Annotated in this window: 6 protein-coding genes and 2 rRNA genes; all 8 read right to left on the reverse strand. The window is 37.7% G+C overall.

Annotated elements, in window-relative coordinates:
* Window positions 1-2: 2 nt before the first annotated feature.
* The 8 genes from R4B61_RS02085 to R4B61_RS02120 all read right to left on the reverse strand — a co-directional run bounded on the left by R4B61_RS02085 (window position 3) and on the right by R4B61_RS02120 (window position 14,505).
* On the reverse strand, window positions 3-1,148 hold the full coding sequence (locus tag R4B61_RS02085) for a trans-sulfuration enzyme family protein (RefSeq protein WP_413627996.1): 1,146 nt from the start codon (window positions 1,146-1,148) through the stop codon (window positions 3-5).
* A 350-nt stretch (window positions 1,149-1,498) separates the two neighbouring features.
* Window positions 1,499-2,101, reverse strand: coding sequence for an NADPH-dependent FMN reductase (locus R4B61_RS02090; protein ID WP_413627997.1), 603 nt, complete (start codon window positions 2,099-2,101; stop codon window positions 1,499-1,501).
* Between the two features lie 73 nt (window positions 2,102-2,174).
* On the reverse strand, window positions 2,175-3,527 hold the full coding sequence (locus R4B61_RS02095) for a sugar porter family MFS transporter (RefSeq protein WP_413627998.1): 1,353 nt from the start codon (window positions 3,525-3,527) through the stop codon (window positions 2,175-2,177).
* Between the two features lie 319 nt (window positions 3,528-3,846).
* Window positions 3,847-7,791 (reverse strand): mucin-binding protein, encoded by a 3,945-nt coding sequence (locus tag R4B61_RS02100; protein WP_413627999.1) that lies wholly within the window; start codon window positions 7,789-7,791, stop codon window positions 3,847-3,849.
* Window positions 7,792-8,237: 446 nt separating this feature from the next.
* Complete coding sequence (locus R4B61_RS02105) at window positions 8,238-9,449, reverse strand: LysM peptidoglycan-binding domain-containing protein (RefSeq protein WP_413628000.1); 1,212 nt, start codon at window positions 9,447-9,449, stop codon at window positions 8,238-8,240.
* 545 nt (window positions 9,450-9,994) lie between these two features.
* Window positions 9,995-11,272 carry a cation:dicarboxylate symporter family transporter gene (locus R4B61_RS02110; RefSeq protein WP_413628001.1) on the reverse strand — a complete coding sequence of 426 codons (1,278 nt, stop codon included), beginning with the start codon at window positions 11,270-11,272 and terminating at the stop codon, window positions 9,995-9,997.
* Window positions 11,273-11,390: 118 nt separating this feature from the next.
* A 5S ribosomal RNA gene (rrf, locus tag R4B61_RS02115) occupies window positions 11,391-11,507 on the reverse strand.
* Window positions 11,508-11,590: 83 nt separating this feature from the next.
* Window positions 11,591-14,505 (reverse strand): 23S ribosomal RNA (locus R4B61_RS02120).
* Window positions 14,506-14,698 lie beyond the last annotated feature (193 nt).

The raw sequence follows: 14,698 nt of genomic DNA on the forward strand, positions 1-14,698 counted from the left end.
ATTTAAGCCTCCACTAAATTATTTAAAGCGTTTTGTAATTCTGTTACTAAATCTTCTTGATCCTCAATTCCAACAGACATCCGAATTAAATTATCTTGAATCCCATCTTTAATCCGCTCTGCCCTTGGAATGGATCCATGGGTCATAATGGCGGGAACTTCAATTAGACTTTCCACTCCACCTAGACTTTCCGCTAAACTAATGACCTTTAACTGTTCAATAAACTGCTTTGGTGAATATTCTGGTTTCAATTCAAATGAAATCATTGCCCCAAAACCACGCATCTGTCTCTTTGCTAGTTCGTAGCTTGAACTAGCAGGATCACCCGGATAATAGATTTTCGCAACGTGTTGATCATCTTTCAAAACTTTAAATAAAGCCTGCGTATTTTCTTCGTGAACCCGCATTCGTGCCCCTAAAGTTTTAATTCCACGTTGTAATAACCAAGCATCCTCTGGATCTAAAACACTTCCGATTGAGTTTTGCAAAAAGCCGATTTGTTCTGCCAATTCTTTGTCATTGGTAACTGCAATTCCTGCAATCAAATCACTGTGTCCCCCTAAATATTTAGTAGCAGAAGAAACTACGATATCTGCACCTAAATCTAATGGCTTTTGGAGGTAAGGAGTCGCAAACGTATTATCAACAATCACATGTGCTCCGTGTTGTTTAGCGATTTTGCTTAATGCTTCAATGTCTGAAACTCGCAATAGCGGATTAGTGGGTGTTTCTAAGTAAAGGGCTTTGGTATTACTTTGAAAGGCGGCTTCAACTGCTGCTAAATCAGTAGTATCAACGGTGGTAAATTCCACTCCAAACCGTTTCATCACTTGATTGATCAAACGAAAAGTTCCCCCGTAAATATCGTTTCCCACCACGATATGATCTCCTGCAGAGAATAGTGAAAGAACCACGTGGATGGCTGCAGATCCAGAACTAAATGCAAATCCAGCAACTCCATCACTTAAATCAGCCATTAATTCCTCTAGCGCCTGTCTGGTAGGATTTCCCGTTCTAGAATATTCCCAGCCGGGTTTACCTAATTCCTTTTGGTGAAACGTACTAGCCTTATAAATTGGCATTGATACGGCTCCTGTATTCCTATCTTCACTAATTCCACCATGGATTAACTTAGTATTAAACTTCATCTTTTTTCTCCCCTAAAATAAAATAGACCAATTAGATTTAGTTAATCTAATTGGTCTATTTGTGATTTTCGATTTGGGCGAAAAGACAAACTATCAAAATGAAAGGTCCAATTAGATTAACTGTGACAGTATCTAATTAGATCATCAAAACTGAACTCTACTTAGATACAGGCGAACTAACACCCGTATCTATTTACGCGTGTTAGTAATTACATGTAACAAGTACAGCAACAGTTATTTTGATAATTTAAGTTAATGCTAATCATTTGTCTTTTCCTTTCTTACTATTTGTTAGGATAATTAAACCACAAATACCAACAAAAGTAAATTATTTAACCATATATTTATTTTTAATGCTGATAAGGATTATTTTTAAATAGATCACTATAGAAGCCTAATTCAGAAAAAACTTGTTGTAATCGCTTAGCATAAAAATCAGCAGAAGGTGCATCTGATTTCAAATCACCTTCCAAGGTGAAGTTTTGATTGATATTAGTAACTACCATAGGTTTAGGTAAGGTAAACATCCCTAGTTGTGCTAAAACGGGCAATAACGCTAAGAATGCAAACTGTCCCCCACGACTACTAGTAGCATAGGTTAAAACTTTAACGGGCTTATTACGTCCTTCAAAAGCGAGAAAGTCCAACGCATTTTTTAAAACTGCTGGAATCGCATGGTTGTATTCCGGCACAATAATTAGATAACCATCCGCTTCCCCCATCTCCGTTACAAATTGCTGTTCATTAGCAGCTAAGTGTCGATCTCCTTTATTTGCCATTGGAGGAACATCTTCATAGAAAAACGGTAATTGATAATCCGCCAAATCCATAAAATTAATGGAAACCTTCCCCGCTGCCGCAAATTGATCTTGTCGTTGTTTCAAATATTTAAATAAACCTCGACCTAAAGACGCAGGTCGTGAACTTCCTAAAATTACATTGATTTTGATCATTATAATCGTCTCCTTTTTCCCTAATCATAACAAAAAAGCTCAGCGATTGAATCACTAAGCTTTTCTAAGTTAATTATTTTTGTTTACGTAATTCCATTTCGATTTCTTCTAGTGATTTACCACGAGTTTCTGGTACAAGGTATTTAACGAAGAAGAATGATAGGAAGGAGAAGATTGCGAAGATTCCGAAAGGTCCCCCAACGTTGTTGTTAAATACGGCTAATAATACTAGGAAGAATTGTGAAACAACGAAGTTTCCAATCCAGTTAGCAGCAGAACCGATTGATGAACCAACTCCACGAACTGAAACTGGGAAGATTTCACCGATTAGTAACCAAGCAATTGGACCCCATGAAATCGCAAATCCGAAGATGTAAGTAGCGATTAATAACATAGTTGGGATAGCAGCTTGTTGCACGCTTAATGTGTAGTTTAGAATTGTTAAGATTCCTAGGGCAGCAGTCATAACTACTGATCCAAACATCAATAGAACACGACGGTTGAACTTATCCATAATCATGGTTGCAAGAATAGTAACAACGAAGTTAACAATTCCGATACCGATTGAAATCCAGATGGCTTGACTAGGGTCAAAACCAAATCCTTTAATAAATACCTGTGGTAAGAAGTAAATAACTGAGTTAATTCCAACTAATTGTTGGAAGAACATAATCCCAACGGCAACAATCACAGCTGGTTTAGCAACGGTTAGAAGATCTTTCAACCCACCTTTTGGTTGGTTTTCAATTTCTTTCATTTCTTTTAACTCAATATCAACATCTTCTGGTTTATCTTGACGAAGACGAACTAAAACTTTACGTGCATCTTCATGGTCACCTCTAGCAAAGAGGTAACGTGGTGATTCTGGTAATACCAAACCACCGACAAATAATAATATAGCAGGAATAAGAGCAGATGCTAACATCCAACGCCAGTCACGAACCCCTAATAAGTTGTGGTTCAAGAAAGCTAAGTTGGAAACGTAAGCTAACAAAATACCAGCAGTAATCATTAATTGGAACATGGTTCCTAATGATCCACGGTGTTCAGCAGGTGCTAATTCTGCAAGGTAAGCAGGAGTTAAAGCTGAAGCAGCTCCAACAGCTAAACCTAAAACGATTCTTGCAAAAACCATTGAAACGAATCCAACAGCAATTGCAGTTAATAATGATCCGGCAATGAAGAAAATAGCGGATACAATTAATAACTTTTTCCGACCAAAGCGGTCAGATAGTGGTCCTACGGCAAAGGCACCGATAGTAGAACCAATTAAAACTGAAGAAGTAATAAATCCGGTTTGCTCAACTGATAATTGAAAATTTTGTTCAATCAGTGGAGATGCACCAGAAATAATACCTGTGTCAAATCCAAACAATAGACCACCCAGGGCCCCAAATATAAAAATGAAGAAAACGTTTGCTCTCATTTCGTATACTCCTATAAATTTAATTTAGATATAAACCGTCCACAGCTAAATATATGTATGTATAATTGTGTAATGCTTATTGTCCACTTTAAGATTACACCAAGTTTAAATCGATTGCAATACACTTTTGCAAACGGTTTCATCTAATTCACAATCTTTATAAAATCTTAACTATATTGATGTATACCCGTATTGCCGGGAATTATCATCATTTTATTTTAAATAATCAAACCTGTAATCTACTAATAAAATAAAAAAATTACAAATAAAAACAGCAATAATCAAATTGATTATTGCTGTTTTTGGTATTTAAACATACCTATTTTTTATTTTTAAGTCCTTTGAATCCCAAAAGACCAAATAGTGAAACTAAAACTAAACCTAGCAATCCTAAAATACTGTTATTAGTTTGTCCTGTTTGTGGCAACGTCTTCTTACCATTAGAATTATCAGCTTTCTTAATTTCTTCTGATTTTTCCGTTTTAATCCCCTTATTTTCAACTAATGTTTTAACTGGAGTTTCAGTGGAACCATTAGTTTGTTTAGATTTAGGAGTTTCTTGCTGGTTAGAAGTTGTTGTTTCTTTTGGACTTACTGGTTCTGCTGGTGATTTAGGTGTTTCTGGTACTTCTGGTGTTACTGGTACTTCTGGTGTTACTGGTTTTTCTGGAGTTTTTGGAGTTTCAGGAGTTACTTTTTGTTTATGTTTAAAAATAACCGTAATGGTGTTGTTTTCGTTGGCAAAGACATAACCATTAGCTGGGTAGTTATCTTTTACTAATTCATAGCCATCAGCTTTGAGCTTATTGATTTCATTAGTAGTTGAATAATTTGCTGTTTCTCCAAATTTACCGGCTACATGATCAGTTTTAATTACTGCCATGTCGTTGTCTTCGTCCAAGTATTGGATATCAACTGCTTTAGCATCCGCATTGTAAAGTACGTCTACCGTTTCATTTTGTGCATCAGCTGTAACTGCTTGAGTTGCTACCTTAGCCTTATCAGCTGTATATCCAGTGATTGCTGGTGAGGTTACTTCGGCAAAGTTAGCATTTGTTGAGGTCCATGGAGTTGTATTAGTAATCTTTCCAGTTACTAGATCAAACGTTACTTCCCGACCAAAGGTTACCGTTTGTTCTGTACTTGGAGCTGCTTGACTTTGATCTTTAGCGTACTTGTAATTAATTGTTCTCGTTACGCTCTTAGTTGTCTTAGCAGCATCAGTTGCGGGATAGTTGTGATTACCGTTTGGATCTAATGGTTGTCCTGGTGTACCTGGTTCATTTGGTGTAAAGATCTTTGTACCGTGTTTCAAAATAACCGTGATCGTGTTGTTTTCATTAGCAAAGACATAACCATTAGCTGGGTAGTTATCTTTTACTAATTCATAGCCATCAGCTTTGAGCTTATTGATTTCATTGCTAGTTGAATAATTTGCTGTTTCTCCAAATTTACCGGCTACATGATCAGTTTTAATTACTGCCATGTTGTTGTCTTCGTCCAAGTATTGGATATCAACTGCTTTAGCATCCGCATTGTAAAGAACATCTACCGTTTCATTTTGTGCATCAGCTGTAACTGCTTGAGTTGCTACCTTAGACTTATCAGCTGTATATCCAGTGATTGCTGGTGAGGTTACTTCGGCAAAGTTAGCATTTGTTGAGGTCCATGGAGTTGTATTAGTAATCTTGCCAGTTACCAAATCAAACGTGACTTCCCGACCAAAGGTTACCGTTTGTTCTGCACTTGGTGCTGCTTGACTTTGATCTTTAGCGTACTTGTAGTTAATCGTTCTCGTTACGCTCTTAGTAGTTTTCGCCTCATCAGTGGATGGGTAGTTGTGGTTACCGTTTGGATCTAATGGTTGACCTGGGGTTCCTGGTTCATTTGGTGTAAAGGTTTTCTTACCATGTTTCAAATATACTGAGACAGTTTGATTGGCAGCATCAGTAAATACATAACCATCAGTTGGATATTCGTTTCTAGATAGAACATATCCTTGTTTTTCTAAACTACTAATCTCATCAGTAGTCCGATAACTTGATTTTTCGCCCTTTTTACCATAAATATCAGCACTAGTAATTAGACTGTTTTGATTATCTTCATCATAGTAGTTAACCTTGGCAGTTTGTGTATTCGCTTTATAAACATAGTAATAGTTTTTAGTTTGACCGTTACCCGGATAAGTAACACTTTTATCACTAGTTGCAACCTCTACACTACCCGCTGTTACGATTGAACTTGGAAGTTGAGTAGCAGTTGTATCTAGACTGTATCCAGGAACATTAGCTGGTGAAATTGTTAATGTATCTGTATTCCAGCCCCACTTGATTTGTGATTTAGCAATAATATTTCCGTCTTCATCAACAAAGTTTACTTGAACTGCACTATTTCCTTCCCCATTTGACTTGTTAGGTAATGTAGTGGTTTGCGCAGTTTTAATGACGTTTCCATTACTATCTAACTGATCAACCGTGGCCGTTGATAAAATTGTATTATCGCTAAAAGTTAGAATTGTTCCAGTTTGAACCTGTCCGGCTCCACCGTTGTTTTGGATGGCATGTTTATAGAAATCAATGGTAGCATTCTTAGAAGCTTCCGAATTTTTAGAGTCATCCATAATACTAAATCTATCTGAAGAAACTCCTTCTTTAATTTCATCAGCGTTAAGGTTTAGTTGATCCTTAGAAATGTATTTGATTACCAATACAGATCCGTCATCTTGTTTAGAGTAGTATAATCCGGTTTGTTGTGCCTTTGTCTTTAGTTGATCAAGAGTCAATCCATCTCCAGCATTATTAACCGTTAGTTCAAACTGTTTAGCATATTCATCACCATAATGCGTATTTTTAAATCTATAAGTATTATCGGCTTGAATTTGGTTACTGGTTGGATCTACATATAAGGTAACAATTCCGGAAATTCCCTTTGAAATTGTAAATGGTTGATCCGCTTTAATTCTTTCATAACTAATTACTGGACTAGTTAAATCAACGTTCCCCGTTTGACCATGAGATTTTTGTAAATCCTTTAAAACCACATCATTAGTAATAACGGTATGATTTAGGTATTCCCTTAAGATCACACTACTGTCCTGTGCCCCAACCGTTCTATCAGCATTTAGACCATCTGGTTCAACAAACTCAGCATTAATTAATTTAATATCGGGCTTAGTGAACTTAATTGGGTAAGCATGTGATGTTACTTGATTGGGGTTTTTAACGTCATTAATTTTAATCTCATTAGTGAAGGGCGTATTTCCATAGTTGTTTGCTTGAATATTTTTATTAACAATATTAATGGTAAAGAACCATGATGAACTAAAGTTAAATTGTGATTGTTGATTTGGATCTGATGGCTCTTGAATATTATCAGCTACTTTGAAAAGAATTTTACCGCCGATTCCATTTCCACCATCATATTGAATTTTCCCATAATTAATATGTTGATCATTGAAAACATCAATATCTGAACCTTGTTTGTAGATGTTAGTAAACGCACCGTTGGCATCTTTTTCAATTGATACATATCCAAGTGTAATTGTGTTACCTTTTTTCAACTCACTTCCTGAAACAGTAAACTCTCCCTTTAATCCAGTTCTTAAAAAGTCAGTAACATAGACTTGGTTGGGATTGCTAGTATTTTCAGATAAACTTTCCTTGCTATCATTATTTTTAGTTATTTGAATGTTAGCAGCTTGAGCTTGTGGATTAGTATCGTTTTGCACGATTTCTTTTTGTCCATTTGGATCAACTGTTTCGTTCGTTTGGTTGCCTTGAGCTGGCTGACTTGTTTGTTCTTCAGGATTATCACTTCTTAAAGTAATCTGTTGTGGTTGTGCACTAGAAACTGCAGCTGGTGCAGCAGATTCTTTTTCTGCCTTTACAGCTGTTGATTGTGTAATACTTTGAGAAGTTGTAGAACTACTTGGGATTTGATTTGCTTGGCTATTTGCTGTGCTATGTAAATCAGATTGTCCAGTGGTTACTACTGGTTGTTCATTTGCTGATGTGGTGCTGGTTTGTGTATGTAAATCATCATTTGCCTTACTTTGGCTATTATCGCTAGTTGAATTTGGATCAGTTTTAGTCGTAGTTTGGTTACTAGTAACATTGTCACTAGCCAATACGTTGTTGTTAGTTAAGCTATACGATCCACCAACAAACATAAAAGTAGCTAATGAGACTATCACCCACTGTTTCTTAACTTTTCTCATTACTTTTTTATCATTAGTTTTATCAAATTCTCTTTTATTGTAAAACATATTATTTCTCCTAAATAATTATTTACAAAAATAAAACTAGATATCATTTTTGTATTACTTTATTTTACAACACTAAAATTACTTTTACCATATTTTCACTTTTCTTAATAATTAATTTTAAAATCATAAAAATAAGTAAAAATCCTACAAAAACTAGAATAATCTAATTTTTATAGGATTTTTAATTTATGTTATTTGGCTGCTTTAACTTGTTTTACATATTTTTCTGCTTTATCATGATCAAATTCCTTTTCAGAAACTCCAATAACTACTGTAGCTAAAGAGTTACCTACCACATTAACTGCGGTTAGCTTAATTAAGCCTCTAATTTAAACAATGTAGAACGTTAATTTCAATAAATTTATTAACTGAACAGGGATAACAGGAATCGAACCTATTAAATGCCCATTTGCTTTGTAAATTGCATATCCCTTAACGATTGCTCGCTATTTTTCTTGGTATTGAACAGTGAAACTTGCTGATGTTCTTCCATTTACAGTGTTAGCACTCACATCTTGTAATGTTAATCCTAATACATCTTTTTGATTCTCAAATAATGGACCATTACTGTCTTTCCATAATTCGTTAGCAACTTCTTCATTTGAACTTACATTTGGCACATTAGTCATTTCACCTGAAAATGAACCAGTAGTGGTTCCGTCCCCAAATGTTTTGTGTACTTCTGGATAACCTAGTCCACTTACCTTAGCCTGTAAGGCAGCTCTAACGCCTTCGGTACTTGCTTCAAAAGCAGGTGTTGCAGGATTGGTTGGGTTAGTGTTACCAGTTCCATTTTGATTTGGTAATCCTTGGTTGTGAGCTTCTGCTTCAGTTGGGATGTTTTCACCCTTTGAAGGAGTTTTGATTCCATCATTTGATGGTGCTACTGAACTTGGGTTACCAGTTGATACAGAACCACTGTTTGTTGGTGTTACTGAACCTTGATTATCAGTTGTTGCTGAACCAACGTTTGCAGGTGCTACTGAACTTGGGTTACCAGTTGATACAGAACCACTGTTTGTTGGTGCCACTGAACCTTGATTATCAGTTGTTGCTGAACCAACGTTTGCAGGTGCAACAGAACCCTGGTTACCGTTTGATACAGAACCACTGTTTATTGGTGTTACTGAACCTTGATTACCAGTTGTTGCTGAACCACCATTTGCAGGAGTTGAAGTTGCTTTGCTAAAAACATTTCCTTGTGGAGTTGCAACGTTTTCATTGACACCAGTAGCTGAGCTGACAGCTTTATCAGTAAAAGCTGATTGAGTTACTGATCCGGCAACTGCTTGAACATTTCCAGCACCTTGACTTGAGATATTCCAACCGTCATAGATACTTTGACCTTCTGCTCTAGTATTAACAGAAATAATTAATTTGTTACCTGCAAAGATAACATTTGCATCTTCTAAGTGATTAGCATCAGCAATTGCTTTGACAGTTGTATTGTAATCTTGTGCGAAGTTAGATACCGTGTCTCCGGTTTTAATTACGACTTCTTTATTTCCAGTTTCTGATTTAGTTACCTTACTAGTTGATACATTGCTATCAGTCTTAGTTGCAGCATTGACAGAGATAGTTGTTAAACTAACAGTAGCTAAGCCTAAAATTGTAGCACTTATTAATAATTTCTTCTTCAAATTTTTTGACATTTCCATGTTTGCTTCTCCTTATGTACGCGTTGTATAGCTTTACTATACATTTTTACTATTGCTTTGTTACTTAACTTTCCGGGTGAAATAAGACCCTTTCCATCACAAGCAATTAACTTGTGGTGGTATCAGCATTGCATGATTATCTCTCCTTTCTTTAAAATAATATGTAGCTATTGTTTACAGCAATTAGATGCGTATTGGGATACTATGACCTTACTTAGCTTTTGTCATTAGCTAAAAGTAATCGTATGAACTAAGTCTCCAAACAAAAAGCTAAAATAATAGTACGAAATCCTTAAGTTAGACATAATCTAACTTAAGAGATTAATCTCATAAATTATTGAAAAACATATTATTTTTTGAATAATTTTACAAAAATAAAATCAAATATTATTTTTGCATTACTTTATTTTACAACAATAAATAATATTTTTGCAAAATTTAATTATTTATTAATAAAATAATGATTAATGTTTAATTGTTATCAATATACAAAAAGCCTATAAAAACTAGAGTAATCTAATTTTTATAGGCTTTTTTAACTTATATTATTTAGCAGCTTTAACTTGTTTTACATATTTTTCTGCTTTATCATGATCAAATTCCTTTTCAGAAACTCCAATAACTACTGTAGCTAAAGAGTTACCTACCACATTAACTGCGGTTCTTGCCATATCAACGAATCGATCAATTCCGGCTATAAAGGTTAACCCTGACATAGGAACACCAATTGTTGAGACAGTTGCCAATAGTACCACAAAGGATGCTCCTGGGACCCCTGCCATTCCTTTTGATGTAATCATTAAAACTACTACTAGAGTTACTTGTTGTCCGATACTCAAATGAATTCCATAAGCTTGCGCCAAGAATAACGCTGCAATTGATTGATAAATTGCTGATCCATCTAAATTAAATGTATATCCAGTAGGAATAACAAAGGATACAATTGATGGGCTTACTCCAAATTTATCCATTTTTTCAATCATCTTAGGCATAACTGCTTCAGAACTTGCTGTCGAAAATGCTAAGACAATTTCATTTTTAATAATCAATAACAAACTGAACAAATTAAAGTGACAAATTCTTGCCACAATTCCCATGATAACAATCACGAAGAAAATCATTGTTCCATAAACTAGTAGAACAAAATAACTTAGTGGTAACAGCACCTTGACCCCTAATTCCGCTAAAGTTACCCCAATTAGCGCACAAACTCCAATTGGAGCTAAATGCATAATCCAATTAGTAATTTTAAACATTACTTGCGATACTGCGTCCATGAAATCAATAATAACTTGTCCCTTTTCACCAATTGCTGAAATTCCCAAACCAAAGAATACAGAGAATAAAATAACTGGCATCATATCTCCCTTACTCAATGAACCAAAAACATTGGTAGGAATTAAACCAATTAAAGTGGACCAAATCGTTGTATCCTTTGAGTGATTAGCAGTTGAAACAAACTTACTAATATCCATTGAAGAATGCATTTGATGAATATCGATAAATGAACCTGGATGAAAAATATTTCCAACAATTAAACCAATAATAATGGCAATTGTCGTCATAATTTCAAAGTATAGAAGGGTTTTTCCTCCAATTCTACCGACTTTATGTATATCTCCCATGCTTGCAATTCCAACCGTCAAACACGATACCACGATTGGTAGAACAATCATTTGAATCAAACCAATAAACATTGTTCCAATACTTTGCATTGCTGTAATTGCCATTTGGTTATGATAAAAAATCATTCCTAAAATAATTCCTAAAAACAAACCAAATAGAATTTGCCAGCCCAAAGTTAATTTTAACTTCTTAACCATAAATAAATAAGCCTCACTTTTATAAGTTTATGTTTATCATACTCTTTTAAGATAAACTTAACAAAGTGAATTTAAACAAAAAAATCCCTAGCACCGAAATGCTAGAGATTTTAAATTTGCGTGGCAACTTCCTATCCTCACAGGGGGCGATCCCCCAACTACTTTTGGCGTTCTGAAGCTTAACTACTGTGTTCGGCATGGGAACAGGTGTATCCTTCAGGCTATCGCCACCACACTATTTTGTTTGAAAGAACTTTGTTCTCTCAAAACTAGATAATATCTTTTCTTTTCCGAGTTACCATTATATCTTAATTCTACTTGGTTAAGTCCTCGACTGATTAGTATTAGTCCGCTTCAAGTATCGCTACTCTTCCACTTCTAACCTATCTACCTGATCATCTTTCAGGAGTCTTACTTCCATAAAGGAATGGGAAATCTCATCTTGAGGCGAGTTTCACACTTAGATGCTTTCAGCGTTTATCTCATCCATACATAGCTACTCAGCAATGCGCCTGGCGGCGCAACTGATACACCAGCGGTATGTCCATCCCGGTCCTCTCGTACTAGGGACAGCTCCACTCAAATTTCCTGCGCCCGCGACGGATAGGGACCGAACTGTCTCACGACGTTCTGAACCCAGCTCGCGTACCGCTTTAATGGGCGAACAGCCCAACCCTTGGGACCAACTACAGCCCCAGGATGCGATGAGCCGACATCGAGGTGCCAAACCTCCCCGTCGATGTGAACTCTTGGGGGAGATAAGCCTGTTATCCCCAGGGTAGCTTTTATCCGTTGAGCGATGGCCCTTCCATACGGTACCACCGGATCACTAAGTCCGACTTTCGTCCCTGCTCGACCTGTTTGTCTCGCAGTCAAGCTTGCTTTTGCCTTTACACTTTAGGAATGATTTCCAACCATTCTAAGCAAACCTTTGAGCGCCTCCGTTACTATTTAGGAGGCGACCGCCCCAGTCAAACTGCCAACCAGACACTGTCTCCGTGCACGATAAGTGCACAGGGTTAGAGTGTTCACATAACAAGGGTAGTATCCCAATGATGCCTCCACCGAAACTAGCGTTCCGGTTTCAATGGCTCCTACCTATGCTGTACAAGTTATGTAAACACCCAATATCAAGCTACAGTAAAGCTCCATGGGGTCTTTCCGTCCTGTCGCGGGTAACCTGCTTCTTCACAGGTATCTTAATTTCACCGAGTCTATCGTTGAGACAGTACTCAAATCGTTACGCCTTTCGTGCGGGTCGGAACTTACCCGACAAGGAATTTCGCTACCTTAGGACCGTTATAGTTACGGCCGCCGTTTACTGGGGCTTCATTTCGATGCTTTGCCGAAGCTAACATTTCCACTTAACCTTCCAGCACCGGGCAGGCGTCAGCCCATATACTTCATCTTACGATTTTGCATAAACCTGTGTTTTTGATAAACAGTCGTTTGAGTCTTTTCACTGCGGCTGACCTTACGGCCAGCACCCCTTCTTCCGAAGTTACGGGGTCATTTTGCCGAGTTCCTTAACGATAGTTCTCTCGCTCACCTGAGGATACTCTCCTCGACTACCTGTGTCGGTTTGCGGTACGGGTAATTAATTACTAACTAGAAGCTTTTCTCGGCAGCGTGACATCAGGCACTTCTCTACTTAAATTTCGATCCTCATCATCGCTTGTCAACTCGGAAAGAAGCATTTAACTCCTCTCCTGACTTACGATTTAAACACACATTTCCAGCCGTGTGCATACCTTAGCCTTCTGCGTCCCTCCGTTGTTCAAACATAATTAACTAGTACAGGAATCTCAACCTGTTATCCATCGCCTACGCTTCTCAGCCTCGGCTTAGGTCCCGACTAACCCTGGGTGGACGAGCCTTCCCCAGGAAACCTTAGTCATACGGTGGATCAGATTCTCACTGATCTTTCGCTACTCATACCGGCATTCTCACTTCTAAGCGCTCCAATAGTCCTTACGGTCTACCTTCATTGCCCTTAGAACGCTCTCCTATCACGCAACATAGTTGCGTCCGCAGTCTCGGTAATATGCTTAGCCCCGGTAAATTTTCGGCGCAGAATCACTCGACTAGTGAGCTATTACGCACTCTTTAAATGGTGGCTGCTTCTGAGCCAACATCCTAGTTGTCTAAGCAACTCCACCTCCTTTTCCACTTAGCATATATTTAGGGACCTTAACTGGCGGTCTGGGCTGTTCCCCTTTCGACAATGGATCTTATCACTCATTGTCTGACTCCCGGACATAAATCAATGGTATTCGGAGTTTATCTGAACTTAGTAATCCTAGATGGACCCCTTGCTCAAACAGTGCTCTACCTCCATGATTCTAATTCCGAGGCTAGCCCTAAAGCTATTTCGGAGAGAACCAGCTATCTCCAAGTTCGTTTGGAATTTCACCGCTACCCACACCTCATCCCAGCACTTTTCAACGTACACGGGTTCGGACCTCCGGTGCGTATTACCGCACTTTCATCCTGGACATGGGTAGATCACCTGGTTTCGGGTCTACGGCAACATACTAATTCGCCCTCTTAAGACTCGCTTTCGCTACGGCTCCGCGTTTTCGGCTTAACCTTGCATGCAACTGTAACTCGCCGGTTCATTCTACAAGAGGCACGCCATCACCCATTAACGGGCTCTGACTGCTTGTAGGCACATGGTTGCAGGAACTATTTCACTCCCCTTCCGGGGTGCTTTTCACCTTTCCCTCACGGTACTGGTTCACTATCGGTCACTAGGTAGTATTTAGCCTTGGGAGATGGTCCTCCCAGATTCCGACGACGTTTCACGTGTGTCGCCGTACTCAGGATCCTGAACTGAGGGTATTCGATTTCGCTTACGAGACTATCACTCTCTTTGGTGTAGCTTCCCAACTACTTCAACTATCAAATACTTTTGTAACTCAGATGTTCAGTCCTACAACCCCGAACCACAAGGGTTCGGTTTGGGCTATTCCCAGTTCGCTCGCCGCTACTTTGGGAATCGAAATTTCTTTATATTCCTGCGGGTACTTAGATGTTTCAGTTCCCCGCGTTTGCCTTTACGCAGCTATGTATTCACTACGCAATGATTAGTCATTACACTAATCGAGTTTCCTCATTCGGAAATCTCCGGATCAAAGCTTACGTACAGCTCCCCGAAGCATATCGGTGTTAGTTCCGTCCTTCATCGGCTCCTAGTACCAAGGCATTCACCATGCGCCCTTAATAACTTAACCTATAATCCAACGGATTATAAATTATTGAGTTTTAGCGATTATAACTAATTAAAAAACTCAAAATAACACAATGGTTATTTCTCGGTGTAATTATATATAAATATAATTTTACAGAAAATAATATTATCTAGTTTTCAAAGAACAAGTTTGAGAGTAGATTCTCTCAAAACTAAACAAGCTTTTGATTAGTGTA

The organism is Fructilactobacillus vespulae (genome assembly GCF_047324295.1).
Taxonomy (GTDB): Bacteria; Bacillota; Bacilli; order Lactobacillales; family Lactobacillaceae; genus Fructilactobacillus; species Fructilactobacillus vespulae.

Bases quoted from the DNA above. Each gene is read 5' to 3' on its own strand.
- R4B61_RS02085 (WP_413627996.1), bottom strand. From the start codon at position 1,148: ATGAAGTTTAATACTAAGTTAATCCATGGTGGAATTAGTGAAGATAGG.
- R4B61_RS02090 (WP_413627997.1), bottom strand. From the start codon at position 2,101: ATGATCAAAATCAATGTAATTTTAGGAAGTTCACGACCTGCGTCTTTA.
- R4B61_RS02095 (WP_413627998.1), bottom strand. From the start codon at position 3,527: ATGAGAGCAAACGTTTTCTTCATTTTTATATTTGGGGCCCTGGGTGGT.
- R4B61_RS02100 (WP_413627999.1), bottom strand. From the start codon at position 7,791: ATGTTTTACAATAAAAGAGAATTTGATAAAACTAATGATAAAAAAGTA.
- R4B61_RS02105 (WP_413628000.1), bottom strand. From the start codon at position 9,449: ATGGAAATGTCAAAAAATTTGAAGAAGAAATTATTAATAAGTGCTACA.
- R4B61_RS02110 (WP_413628001.1), bottom strand. From the start codon at position 11,272: ATGGTTAAGAAGTTAAAATTAACTTTGGGCTGGCAAATTCTATTTGGT.